General features: G+C 68.4%; 9 protein-coding genes and 3 pseudogenes. 9 read left to right on the forward strand and 3 right to left on the reverse strand.

Annotation, left to right across the window (positions count from 1 at the left end; genetic code table 11):
* Nucleotides 1–216: 216 nt before the first annotated feature.
* On the reverse strand, nt 217–2427 hold the full coding sequence (locus tag ACTMTB_RS28955) for a hypothetical protein (protein ID WP_441149334.1): 2211 nt from the start codon (nt 2425–2427) through the stop codon (nt 217–219).
* 1044 nt (nt 2428–3471) lie between these two features.
* Here ACTMTB_RS28955 and ACTMTB_RS28960 point away from each other — a divergent pair.
* From ACTMTB_RS28960 to ACTMTB_RS28980, 5 genes and pseudogenes are all read left to right on the forward strand, one after another.
* On the forward strand, nt 3472–4863 hold the full coding sequence (locus ACTMTB_RS28960; RefSeq protein ID WP_441149335.1) for a ferredoxin reductase family protein: 1392 nt from the start codon (nt 3472–3474) through the stop codon (nt 4861–4863).
* Between the two features lie 63 nt (nt 4864–4926).
* Complete coding sequence (locus tag ACTMTB_RS28965) at nt 4927–5373, forward strand: FMN-binding protein (protein ID WP_441149336.1); 447 nt, start codon at nt 4927–4929, stop codon at nt 5371–5373.
* A complete protein-coding gene (locus tag ACTMTB_RS28970) occupies nt 5370–6104 on the forward strand; it encodes an FAD:protein FMN transferase (RefSeq protein WP_441149337.1) in 735 nt (244 codons plus the stop codon). Before ACTMTB_RS28965 ends, ACTMTB_RS28970 begins: the two co-directional genes overlap by 4 nt.
* A 21-nt stretch (nt 6105–6125) precedes the next feature.
* Nucleotides 6126–6581: a hypothetical protein gene (locus ACTMTB_RS28975; RefSeq protein ID WP_441149338.1), complete on the forward strand. Its 456-nt coding sequence runs from the start codon at nt 6126–6128 to the stop codon at nt 6579–6581.
* A 619-nt stretch (nt 6582–7200) separates the two neighbouring features.
* A pseudogene (locus ACTMTB_RS28980) lies at nt 7201–7328 on the forward strand (N-acetylglucosamine-6-phosphate deacetylase); the annotation flags it as partial.
* Between the two features lie 16 nt (nt 7329–7344).
* On the opposite strand, the gene ACTMTB_RS28985 reads toward ACTMTB_RS28980, so the two are convergent.
* Nucleotides 7345–8244: an ArsR/SmtB family transcription factor gene (locus ACTMTB_RS28985; RefSeq protein WP_441149339.1), complete on the reverse strand. Its 900-nt coding sequence runs from the start codon at nt 8242–8244 to the stop codon at nt 7345–7347.
* A gap of 595 nt (nt 8245–8839) precedes the next feature.
* On the opposite strand from ACTMTB_RS28985, the gene ACTMTB_RS28990 reads away from it, so the two are divergent.
* Nucleotides 8840–9361, forward strand: a complete 522-nt coding sequence (locus ACTMTB_RS28990; RefSeq protein WP_441149340.1) for a hypothetical protein — start codon at nt 8840–8842, stop codon at nt 9359–9361.
* 1070 nt (nt 9362–10431) lie between these two features.
* Here the strand turns inward: ACTMTB_RS28990 and ACTMTB_RS28995 are convergent.
* Nucleotides 10432–11013: pseudogene (locus ACTMTB_RS28995) on the reverse strand (fatty acid desaturase family protein); the annotation flags it as partial.
* Here ACTMTB_RS28995 and ACTMTB_RS29000 point away from each other — a divergent pair.
* The 3 genes and pseudogenes from ACTMTB_RS29000 to ACTMTB_RS29010 all read left to right on the forward strand — a co-directional run.
* Nucleotides 11013–11078: pseudogene (locus ACTMTB_RS29000) on the forward strand (inorganic diphosphatase); the annotation flags it as partial. The pseudogenes ACTMTB_RS28995 and ACTMTB_RS29000 sit on opposite strands and share 1 nt — an antisense overlap.
* 53 nt (nt 11079–11131) lie before the next feature.
* Nucleotides 11132–11320 (forward strand): DUF1003 domain-containing protein, encoded by a 189-nt coding sequence (locus ACTMTB_RS29005; protein WP_441149407.1) that lies wholly within the window; start codon nt 11132–11134, stop codon nt 11318–11320.
* An 806-nt stretch (nt 11321–12126) separates the two neighbouring features.
* The gene (locus tag ACTMTB_RS29010; RefSeq protein ID WP_441149341.1) at nt 12127–12264 is read left to right on the forward strand and encodes a hypothetical protein; all 138 of its coding nucleotides are present in this window, start codon (nt 12127–12129) and stop codon (nt 12262–12264) included.
* The last annotated feature ends 441 nt before the right edge of the window (nt 12265–12705 follow it).

Raw genomic sequence — 12705 nt, forward strand, 5'->3', positions numbered from 1 at the left:
TTTCGGCATGGCAGACATCCTTCCAGCGAGGAACGCATCCTCACAGGTCAGGAGTCAACCGAACTGGGGGCAGTCCCTCTTGACGGGTTCTTAACGCCGCCGGCCGCCGACTTGGCGCATCCTTAACCCGCCCCCTGCACCGCGCGCACCCCAGCACCCGGAATCCGCGCCTCCCATTGTCCGCAGCTGCCGCGTCGAGGGCTGGCGGTCCGAGGGTCATTCCCTTAGCTGGTTCGGTCTGGCTTCGCAGACCTGTGCGGCAAGTTCTTGGACGGCTGCCTGATAGGCCGGCTGCGTGTGGTACGGCCAGTGCCGCTCGATGGGTGGTGGCACGGTGTCGGCTGGGTCGATGGTCAGGCTGCGCGGATCGCGAAGCCGGATGTCAACCGACTCGGCCTGCGGGCTCTGACACGGCAGCTGCCCGCACGGCTGCGGAGTGAAGATGGGCCCTCCGACCGGGTCGGTCTCTCGCCACAGGTTCCGCCACCGCCAGTCCAGCCGCTCACCCAGTTCGCACAGGGTTCGCCCGCCCAGGTATGCCGGATAGAGGCCGGCGTAGAGGCGCCGCAGCGGAGAGCCGTGGGTCAGCAGTGCGATTCGGGGCAGGACCGCCGGCGGCAGTTGCAGGATCGTGGCGGCGGCGAGGACCGAGCCGTGACTGTGCCCGGAGATGATCACACCGCCTTGTGCGGCGAGGGCGGAGACGCGCTTGACGAGTTCGGGCACTGCCCGGGCGGCGTAGCAGGGAGGCGCGAACGGGTGGACCGTCCGGGGCCAGAAATCGCCCAGGTCCCAGAGGATCGCCACGATACGTCGGGTCTCGGTTGACCGGTACGAGCGGAAGCCGAGAATCATAAGGCCGATCACGAGCAGGCTGATCAGCCAGACCCCCGCGTCCGTGGCTAGAGCGGCGATCAGCGTGGCTTTGGTGTGTGGCGCGAAGAGCTCGGCCGCGAGCTGGGTGGGACCGACACCGATCAGATCGAGCGCGACGGTCACCAAACCCAGCGAGGAGATCAGAAAGGACACCGTCAGCACGGGACCGAGTTCATCGGTCACCCGAGATCTCGCGATGGCCTCCCGGACAACTTCCCGCCGCGCCGGCGCCCGCGCCGACGCCTGTGCGTAATCGCGCTGGACAACATGATCGGCCAGCCGGCGTCGCCGCCGTCGGCCGAGTAGGAGTGTGGTCAGGGCGGCGGCGACGACGATCAACAGCGTGATCAGCCCGGCGAGTACGGCCCACCAGTAGGCGACCGGCGGGTCCAGCGGCGCGCCACCTGGTGGACCTGGGTGGACCGGACCAGGAATGGCACCGCGGTCAAGGAGATCGGCGACGCGGAACGTCAGGGTGCCCGCGAAGGCACCCCCGACGGTCACCGACGCCGCCGCGACGATCGGCGTTCCGAGCCCCCGCAGGACAGGCCGAACCCCGGACGTGGCCGCCCGCCCACGTAGGGTCGTGACGCCGGCGAGTACGGCTAGCAGGACGCCCTGTCCTGCCATCAGACCACCCGCAATGCCCTCGAAGCCAGGCAACTGTCCGGCGGCGGCGGGATTGCCCGGGAGTAGAACGGCATAGCCGAGGCTCAGGCCGGTCACCCCGGTCGTGGCCACCCATAAAGAGCGCAGGATGCGCCGAGCACTCCGCCGGGTGGCCGGCACGGGTAGGCACAGCAGCACCGCACAGAACCCCAGCAGGCCGACGGCGGCGACGAACAGCAACCAGCTCGCGGAGGCCTGCCCGCGGGAGATTGCGGCGAGCAGGCTGGCATCCACGGTGCCGGCGCCGATTCCCACGTGGATCTGACGCAGCCATGCCGTTGTCCGCTCGTCATCCCAGAATCCGGCAGTGCTGAGGCTCTCAGTCGGCTCGGACGTTTCCGCACGTGGCGGCGGTGGTCCGAAACCCTCGAGCGCCCGCGCGGACCGTACGCCGATCGCCCACATCAGCCGGAGCGCGAGCAGCGGGATGAGCGACATCAGGGCCAGACGCGGGCCCATCGCCACCTGACCAAGCCAGGACAGGTAGGGGCGGCCGTCCCGGCATTGCTCGTACGGCACGCATTGCCAGCCCACGAGGTCCAGCGTGACGCCGACGATCGAGAGGACGAAGGCGGCCGTGAGCGTGCCGGCGAGCAGTCGGCACAGCGCACCGAGCAGCCCGAACCGGTCGGTCGGCGTCGGGCGCAGCCAGACCGCGAGGTTACCGAGCATGAACGGCAACAACAGCAACATCGAGGCCGTCCGCATGGTCGCGCCGGCGGTCAGGGCGCCCCAGCGGTACGCCTCCACGACAACACCATCGGTGGAGCCCCCTGCTGCGCCGCTCCCCGCCCGCGGCCGGTAAAACCCCGCGTGGGCATCACCGGCAACACGCACCACGATCGGATGGTCGAGAATCTTCTCCGCCGTACCACCGGACACCCCGTGCACCCTCAACTCGACAGCGCCACTTACCGGTGCTCTGCCCACGCCGACAGACTCACAGACAAACAGTTGGCTGGCCCCCGATATCGCACAAACAGTCAACGCTTGGGCCGTAGTGCGACAGGGATGATGACCGTTGGAGCCGACCGCGCCGCCGAAACGTCAGCAGTGAGCTACTGCATACCAGTCAGTCTCGGCCGCTGCTCTTGGGGGTGCTCGCCCCGCGTCAGGTGGTGATCGCGTCCATCAACGTCCGCGCCAGTTCGCCGGTTCGGCTGCTCACTTGGCTGCTCGTGAGAGGTGAAAGCTCAGCGCTGACCAGCATATTCGAGGGCGCATGCCGTCCTGTAGAGAATGTCGCCGCGTTGCACTGCCAACTCCTCAGCTAGGACCCGTCCCTCTCGGCGAGTTAGTGCAAGCGTGCGATGCTGGTCAGGATCTCGCCACGCGTGGAGTCGTACCGCACCGCCTCCCCGAGTGACTGTGGAAGCTGTCTTAAACCGATTCCGAGGCGTGCAGGAAAGTCATCTGACCGCGGACCCGACCCGGGCGTAACGCGCCTCCCGACCAGATAATGCAACGGCGCCTCAGAGGCCGTGGAAGCCTCACGGCTTGGTCGTCGTTTGGGTGCGCGGCTGGGCGAGCTTGCTCCGCCGCTGACATGAACGGCGCGAATGCGGGAAGAAGCGGTTTTCCGTCCTGCGCGGATCAGGTCGAGGAGGGCAGTCGTCCGAGTGACGTCTGGGGCGGGGTAACGGGACCGGGCGGGTGCGCAGAAAGCAGACGACCGGTTCCTGTCCAAGGCGGGGCGGACGCGACTGCCTACAGCTGCCCGGGAGCCGGGCGATGGGGCACGAGGACGGCTTCGTCCTGACTCGCCGGTGGATAGACGCGATCGCGCCCAATCGCTTTTGTCCGGTGCGACGTTGTCTGACCGGTTATGCGATGGCACCACGCGCTCGCCGGCGGATCCCGGAGATGGTGATAGGGAAATTCGACGGTTGATGGGCGAGCATGCGGGGTGGGTGCGGGAGGGGGTTTGTGGCTGGGAAGGCGCAGGCGGCCGGCGTGTCGGCCAGGCCCGTACGAACCGCCGTGTGGTCGTGGTGGGCGGATGTGATCGCTTCGGCCGGCGTGCTCAGCGTGCTGATCGTCGTCGCGCTCTGGGTGCGGGGCGGCGGTGTGCAGGATCTTCGTGGCTGGGCGGCGGGCCTGACGTCGCTCGGCCGGTTGACCGGGCTTGTCGCGGCCGACCTGCTGCTCATCCAGGTGCTGCTGATGGCGCGCGTGCCGTGGATCGAGCGCACGTACGGACAGGACAGGCTCGCCCGTTGGCACCGTGTGGTCGGGTTCGTGTCTTTCAATCTGATGCTCGCGCACATCATTCTGATCACGGTCGGATATGCCGCGGCCGGTGGGGTTTCTGTGACCGGCGAGGCGTGGAGCCTCGTCACCACGTACCCGGGAATGCTGCTGGCGGTGGCCGGGGCGGCCGCCCTGACGATGGTCGTGCTCACCTCCCTGCGGGCTGCGCGGCGGCGGCTGCGCTACGAGGCATGGCACCTCCTGCATCTGTACGCCTACCTCGGCGTCGGCCTGGCGCTGCCGCATCAGCTCTGGACCGGGGCCGACTTCACCAGCTCCCGGGCCGCGACGCTGTACTGGTGGACCGCGTACGCCGCGTGCGCCGGCGCGGTGGTCACCTTCCGGCTCGGGCTGCCGGCCTGGCGGACGCTGCGGCACCGACTCACGATCGCCGCTATCGTCCCGGAGGCTCCCGGCGTGCACTCGATCTACATGCGCGGACGCCACCTGGACCGGTTGCCGGCACACGCCGGGCAATTCTTCCAGTGGCGCTTCCTCAGCGGCCCGGGTTGGAGTCGCGGCCATCCGTACTCGCTGTCCGCTATGCCGCGGGAGGACACACTGCGTATCACGGTGCGATCCCGCGGCGAGGGCAGCGAGCAGGTGTCAGAGTTACGCCCGGGAACCCGTGTGCTGATTGAGGGGCCGTACGGCCGGCTGACCGCCGCCCAGCGCACGGCTCCGCGGGTAACCATGATCGCGTCCGGGATCGGAATCACCCCGCTGCGGGCGTTGTTGGAAGAGTTACCGTACGCGCCGGGCGAAGCCACGCTGCTGTACCGGGCGCGCTCGGCAGAAGACCTGGTGTTTCGCCAGGAACTGGAGCGCCTCGCGGCCGTCCGTGGCCTGCGCGTGGAGTACCTGTTGGGGCCGCGCGGGCAGGAGGGCTCGTGGTTGCCGGCCGGGTTCGGTGACGACGCGAAAGCCTTGCGTGAACTTGTCCCGGACATCGCGCAGCACGACGTGTTCGTCTGCGGACCGGATGACTGGATGCAATCGGTGGTACGGGCGGCTCGGCACGCAAGCGTGCCGGCGGAGCGCATACATCTTGAGCGCTTCACCTGGTAACCGGCCACCCATCCTCATGGCGCTCACAACCCACGCGAGGAGGACGACATGCGCAGGATCACGATGTGGTTCCTCGCCACGATCGCCGTGGTGGTACTTCTCTTCAGCTACCGGACGTCGACCGGAACCGACAGCTCGCCTTCGGCCGCGCCGGCCGTGACAGGCCCCGTCGCGCCGGTGGAAACCGGTACGTCACGGGGCACGGTCGCACGGTCCGGTTCCACCACCATCGCCGACGGCCCGGTCGTGCAGACCAAGCGGGGGAACGTCCAGGTGCAGGCCAACATCAGCGGTGGCCGGATCACCGAGGTCACGGCGATGACGGTGCCGAGCACGAACAACCGCTCCCGTGAGATCAACAAGCACGCGGTGCCGCAGCTGCGCACCGAGGCCCTCGCCGCGCAGAGCGCACAGATCGACGCGGTGTCCGGGGCGACGGCGACCAGCGAGGGCTACACGAAGTCGCTTCAGGCCGCGCTGGACGGCGCTCACTTCAAGGCCAAGCCGTGACCAGGCAGGCGTTCGTCGAGCAGATCATGGGTCTGCCCGTCAGCGCGCATCTGCGCGGTCCCGGGGCCGACTCCCCGGCGGCGGCACACGCCGTCGCCGGGGCCTTCGCCGAACTGCGCGCGCTGGACGCCATCTTCAGCCTGTACCGCCCGGACAGCCGGGTGAGCGCGCTGAACCGGGGAGAACCGGTAGACGATCCGCTGGTCGACGCGGTACTCGACCTGTGTGAGCAGGCGCGACAGCGTACCGACGGCTACTTCAACGCCTACCTCCCGGAACCGGGCGGTGGCACCCGCTTCGACCCGTCCGGCCTGGTCAAGGGCTGGGCCGTCGAGCGCGCCGCGGAGCACCTGGAGGGGTACGAGTTCTACCTGAACGCCGGTGGGGACATGACGGTACGCGGATCCTGGCGCGTGGGCGTCGAGGATCCGGCACAGCCCGATCAGCTCCTCACCGCCCTCGAGGTCGTCGACGGGGCCGTCGCGACCTCGGGCAGTGCACATCGCGGAGCGCACATCGTCGATCCGCACACCGGCGCCCCCGCCCACGGCCTGCGCTCAGTCACCGTCATCGGCCCGTCCCTGACCTGGGCAGACGTGTACGCCACCGCAGCGGCTGCACAGGGGCCTCAGGCAATGACATGGCTCGCCACGCTACCCGGGTACGAGGCCCTGCTCGTCGGCGACGACGGTGCCCTACTGGCCACACCCGGCTGGTCGCTACCCACGTAGCGCAGCCAGGACCGTGACGGCTTGAAGATGGACTGCATGTGCGGCTCGGCCCCGTGCTGGCATACTGGCCCGCCGACCCTTATAGGTCTCACGGGATCGGCCCTGCCCCTTGCCAAGCTCCGCGACGACCCCACCCGCTACGCCGACGCCAAAGCCCGCCGCAACTACGCAGGCACCAGCCCCATGACCCACCAAGCCGGCAAGCCGGCAAGCCGGCAAGAAGAAGATCGTCCTGGCCCGCTACGCGCACAACGACCGGCTCTCGACGCTCTCGCCCAGCAGGCCTTCGCCGCCCTCATCGCCTCTCCGGTCGCCCGCGCCTACTACGACCAGCAACGCACCCGCGGCATCGGCCACCACGCCGCACTGCGCCAACTCGGCAACCGCCTCGTCGGCATCCTCCACGCCGGCACCCTCTACGACGAGACCACCGCCTGGCAACACCGCCAACAGCACAGCCCGGCGGCCACTTCTTGACGCCCAAGCTCATGGCTTGTCTGTCAGCGTTGCTGTCGACAGCCGTTCCGCCGGCGACCCACGCCCCCGCCTGGCCAGTCGACGGTGCCGCACGCGAGGTCTTCGCTAACACCGCCCACCTTCCGCGTTGCGATGCCGAATGGACCTCTTAAGGCCAAGGCGGCGCCGGCCCGGCCCCGGCCTGCTGGCGACCTCCGGCCGGCATCGGCCGGGCCGGCCGGCCACGCTGAGGGACGATAAGACTCGAAGACCTCGGGGCTCCGCCCCGAACCCCCGACCCTCCTCAGAGATCAGCCGGGGGCGGATCACCTCGCCGGGCACCACAAGGGCTACCAGCCTCCCCGGACGGGGCGAAGGGGGGCTCCGCCCCGGACCCCGGCCTTCCCTCAGAGATCAGCGAAGAGCGGGTGGGGCGGGCTCCCCTCGCTCAGGCACCGCGAGGGCTACGCGAGAACCCCCCGGTCGCGCCAAGGCCAAGCCTGCCTGACCGAGGAGAGGCCAGCCGTCTGCGCTTGCTGTCGAATCGCGACCCCTCGCTTGTAAGGCGTTTCAGGCGAGAGCCATAGCGTCCGCTGACATCCGCCGGGCCCGACCCGGAGGCGACATCCGTCCGCGCTGGCCCGGTCGGGCGATCGGCCGGACAACCGGGTCCGGGCGCTCCAGGCCGGGCTCCGGGTCGACCTGGTCGTGCTGGATGACGACCTCAACGTGGTCCGGGTGATGCGGACCGGCTCCTGGGTGGAGTGACGCCCGGGCTAGCGGATCATCCGGCCTTTAGCAGCGCCAGGCCCAGCGGGGTGAGCGTGTGGTGCACGGCGTTGCGGTCGCGGGCACTGGTGACCAGACCCGAGGAGCGCAGCACGGCCAGGTGCCTGCTTGCCGACGGGACGCTGATGTCGAGCCGGTGGGCGATCTCCGACGTGGTCCCGCCTTCGGCGGCCAGCACCAGGATGGCGGCCCGGGTACCGCCCACCAGCGCCGACAGGGATCCGGCCACAGCTGCCGTCGACACCACCCGGGCGTGTGGATGGATGGAATAGATCAACACCGGCGGCAGCAGCGGATCGGCGAGCACCATCGGCTTCTCGTGCCGCTTGAAGTAGCAGGGCACGAGCAGCAACCCCCTACCGTCCAGGTGGAGGTCACGCTCGGCGATGTAGTCGGTGATCGTCAGGACGCCGCCGTCGAACCTGGCGGTCGGGTGCAGGTCGTTGAGCAGCGCCGACAGGCCCTGGTTCAGCAGCCGTCGGGACCGCAACGCCCGGTCGGCGTCGAACGCGGAGCGGATCACGTTCCACAGAGGCATGATCGCGAGCCGGTAATAAAGCTGGAGGCCGGCCCCGAGCTGGCGCAGGGCGGTCACGTCGCCGGCCGCCAGATCCGCGACGGCCGGCGAGAGCCGGACCCCCGTCGACCGGAGCGTCGCCAGGTCAGTAGCGAGTCTGGCCTTGGGCGTGCGCAGCAGGGCGTCCAGTCCCGGCTCGAACCCGCCGGCTGCCTCGATCGGGGTGAGGAAGTCCGGGAAGTAGCCCACCGGCGGGTTGATCGACAACGGCAACGCAACCTCGGCCCGGTGACCGTGGCGCTGATGCAGCAACCCGTACGTTCGTTGCCGCCACCCGGCCAGCAGCGGATCCTGGCACCGGAGCCGCAGCCAGTGCATGCTGAGCATGCTTTCCCACAGCGGATCAGGCGCACAGGCGATCCGGGTGCGGGCGAGGTCCGCAGCGGTGAAGTGAATCCGAAGCATGACGTTCCCCCGGTCGACTGGGCGTGCGTCCAGTCTGACGGCCGTCCAGCCGTGACGATTCCGCCAACCGGATCACGACGACCGACTTCGGGCCGGCACCGTCGGAACAGGGTGTCTTCCGCGGAGGGTAGAGACGTTGCGGCCCGTGATCGGCGGCCACAAAAGACCGGCGGCTATGAGTAACTTCGTACAGCTCCGCCTACGAGGGATGGCTTAGGTGCGCAGCCTGCGGCCCACCTGCGATGGCAGGAGTATTCCGGCTGTCGGTCCACATCGAAGACTTCGGTGCCCCAAAATTCTCTTCTAGCGCGGGCTTCAGCGCCTCGTCGGCATCGCGCATGGCTGCCTCAAACCGGCTCTAACTACGACGGAAGTCAATGCTCTGGCCTTAACCCAAACAAGGTCGACAACTTGCCGCTTGACCAGAGCATCGGGTCCCTGACCGGTGAGTTTGCACTACGGCGTAACGAGATCGACAGGACCGGGGCGGTCCGTCCATGATCGCGCGATGAAGAGAATCCTGCGTAGGGCCGGCATCGCGGCAGTCATCGCAACGGTGGTGGCCCTCCTTGCCCCGTCGACCGCGTTCGCCGTGTCGAACCTGCCCAACAACAGTGCGCTCCGGCATTATTCGGGCTCGCGCGGCACCGGGGTGGTGCCCATGTATAACTCCAGCAACCAAAAGATCGGCGAATACTCGCTCGAGGTCGACTACTGGTACACCCCGGGGCAGAATTGGTACAACCTCGAGGTGACGGTCTGCGTGTGGGACCGCCTCGCCAACGGGCGAGGCGTGATCGCCCGCGTCCTGATGAAGTACGGTTCGAACTCCAGTAAGGAGGTCGGCAAGTTCAAGGCCTCCGGCGGATGTACTCATCAGACGGTGTACCCGTACAGCACGTCGCCCGTCTGGGCCGTCGATGTCGACTTCGGCGAGGACTGGGCCGGTACGCCCTACCAGTACGCCGGGAACTACGACCGGTTCACGTCGGAGAGACTGCCGTACTGGCCGTACTTCGGCACCAGCTAACCCAACCAGGATGAACACCCGCGCCGGCGGTGACAGCGCAAGACACTGTCACCGCCGGAGCTGTTCATACGTCGGCCATCCGCCAACCAGCCAGCGGTCGTCGGACCAATCGTTTGGGTCATTGACGATGCCCGAGTTTGGGGGTGGGCAACGAAGGCGACTCGGTGGGTCGAACTCGCGTTGCTCGTCCAGTGGCTGATCGGCAGCGGCCACAGCGCCGAACAGGCGGAAGGGTGGCTGACGCAGTTTCCCGCATGGCCCGCGACCGACCGCACAGTGTTGGACGACTTCGCGTCAAAGAACGCATCGAAGTGGGCGGCCAAGTCCGGCAGAGCACCGAAAGCTGGGTACACGACCTGGCGGCGTGGACCGGCGAGTGGGCGGCACACGAGACCGCCAGCCATCAGTCAGGCCCGTGAGCGATAGCGGGACACCTCCCTCGTCACGCGGGGCCCGGTACCGGTAGCTCCAAGTCCTCCATTAGCCGGCCAGCCCGGTCGGACCGGTAACCCGAGGCCGCCGCCGGACGCCCCCAACAGCGGTCGGACCCCAGAGCCGAACGCCCTGCTCCCAATCTGCTCCATTTAAGGGGCAACAGCGCGGAAGCCCGTTACCGACCAGACCGGTGACGGGCTTCCTACCTGCACGTATTCATGGTGGGCGATGCTGGGATCGAACCAGTGACCTCTTCGGTGTGAAACCGGATGCCGCACCGCCTCTGAGCAGGGAAGATGTGGGATCGCAGGTTGCGGCGGGTGCCGTTGGGTGCAGTTGAGCGCGGTTCGGTGCAGTTCGTCGTCGTTCAGTGCACCCCGCTGCTCCCAATCCGCTCCCCGTCATCGGCCAGTACAGGGGTGCAGCAACGCCATCTGGTCCGGCAACTCGGGTGCGGTGAGCGACGGGAGGCCCGTTCCGGTGCACGGCAGCGCGGCGAGCCGGCTGTCGAAGGCTACCGACGCGATCGGGCATGGTTGTCACCGTTTCCGTTGGCGGGCATGGCGGCCGTTGGCTGCGACGAGGCCGGCGTCGGGTGCCTCGGCTGGTTCGGGTTCTCGATCCGGTTGTCCGCTGCGACCCACGCTGTGCAGGTGGTGCAGCGCTTGCCGGTAGGAGTCGAGGAGGGTGGTCTCGACGTGGGGCAGGCCGTGCTCGAGGCAATAGGCGCGGACGATGGGCCGGGCGTGGCGTAGTGAAGCGCGGGGCATGCTGGGGAACAGGTGGTGTTCGATCTGGTGGTTCAGGCCGCCGAGCAGGAAGTCGATCAGCCAGTTGCCGCGGACGTTGCGGGAGGTGAGGACCTGGCGGCGAAGAAAGTCCGTGTCGTCGTCTGCCGTGAGGATCGGCATGCCCTTGTGGTTGGGGGCGAAGGCACATCCCAGGTAGACCCCGAACAGGCCCTGCTGAACGACGACGAAGACCAACGCCCGCAGCGGGGATAACACCGCGACGACCGCGGTGAGGTACGCGGCGGCGTGCAGCCCGAGCAACAGCGCCTCCCGGCCACGCTCACGATAGGTAGACCGCGACAACGCCCGCACGCTGGCCACGTGGAGGGAGACAGCCTCAAGCAGCAGCATCGGAAAGAACAGGAGGCCCTGGTAGCGGGCGAGCAGCCGTCCAGCACCGCGCCGCGCACGGGCCTGTCGCTGGGTACCCGGCCGACTACGGCTTCATCGAAGACACCCTCGGCGAAGACACCGACCCCCTCGACGCGCTGCCCCGCGCCTCGCGCACCTGGGCGACATCACGGATCTGGAGCACTTCCTGATCCTGCTCAGCCAGAACCGCCAGGCCGACACCGACCGGGTCAAGGCCGAACATGACTACCAGGTCAACCAGGTCGCTCTGCAGTACCTCATCGCCTGGCACCGCGGCACCCACGGGGCAGACTGCGACTGCGTACGACACGCCGAACCGGCCGTCCACGGGATGCTCACCGCGCTCTCGCGCGACTTGTGATCCGGCATGTCCGAGGGCACGAGGCGATCGCGCACGCCCTGCGCCCACCCTTGACCCCTCGCCGGGAAGCGCACGGGGTGTGTCTGATGGGTCGTGTCACGGACCTGAACCCCGCAAGCCAAGCGCAGGCGGAGATAGCGGCGCTGCCCGCCTGCGCCGCGGGCAGCGGAGGTATGGCGAGCGGCCTGCCGGTCATCGTGGACATGCGATCGGCCAACGTTCACTGAACGCCGCTGAATACTCCCGTCTGCGCATGGAACCGGTTGCTGCAGCGCACCCACGTTCAACGCGGCCGCCGATGAGGGAACGCAACGACCCCCAAGAGCACCAAGCGCGCCAGGCCGAACAAGCGTACGATCGAGTTATCCCGGAATCGACGACATCCCACTCCTGAGGTGCCAGCCACACCGGCCCTACCCCAAGGGGATGTCATGTCCGTCAATCGCACCCGAAACGCACCGGCAGACCCGGCCACCACAGCGCCGCCGCGGGCCGCAGCAGGCCCCACCAGCCAGGTCCCCCCTGGCGCGCGCCGCCTGGATCAGCCGCGCGAACAGCCTGCCCGGGACGTGTGGAAGACCGACGGGGGACAGCCTGGCTGCCATGATTCCGATCGAGCGGCGGACCGGGCCCCGGTCCTGGGCGCGTGGATCGGAACAGTGATGACAGCAATGAGGGAAGCAGCCACCCGTGTCAGCGTCGGGCGCCGGTTTGCCGCGCACCCATCCCCGCCCTCACCCGACCCCGGCCAACGCCCCGCCGCCGGCACGAAGATCCACGATAGGAAGGAAACCAGCATGGCACCCATGGTCGACCGCATCCGCACATTCCTGCACAACCCGCAAGGACAACGGCTCACCCGCCAAGCGCGTGAGCAGCTCAACAAGCCCGACAACCAGCAGCGGCTGCGGAAGCTTGCGCAACGACTCCGGCGACGCGGGTGACTCCCGGCGAGCCCGTCAGATAGCCGGAGCCACCATGACACGTCGTCGGCCTCGCCCGTGACGTCAGCTCCGGGACCAGGGCGCGCCGCCGCCCTGGTCCCGGAGCTGTCTCGCTAACGGCACCTCTCTTGTCAACCTGCCGGCAGCAGAGAGGTCTCCGTTAGATCCACACTCCCGACCGGAGGCCCGGCCGGTGACCTGCCGGCCGGGCCTCCGGAGTGGTGCTCGCGGACATCGACGCCGCCCTGTCTCGTCGATGGCGCCCGAGGCGGCATCGTGTCGGAGTGGTCGACCGGGTGTTGGGGCCCGAGCACGGGGAGGTTGATCTTCGCATTCCTTGCACTCTCAGGTGGCGAGTGCTAAACCGTAGTTAGCACTCGCCCTGTGCGAGTGCTAGCCGATTGGGATGAGCCCTCTGGTGGGGCGTGCGCGTACGTCATC

This window comes from Micromonospora sp. L32, from assembly GCF_052068055.1.
Lineage (GTDB): Bacteria > Actinomycetota > Actinomycetes > Mycobacteriales > Micromonosporaceae > Micromonospora > Micromonospora purpureochromogenes.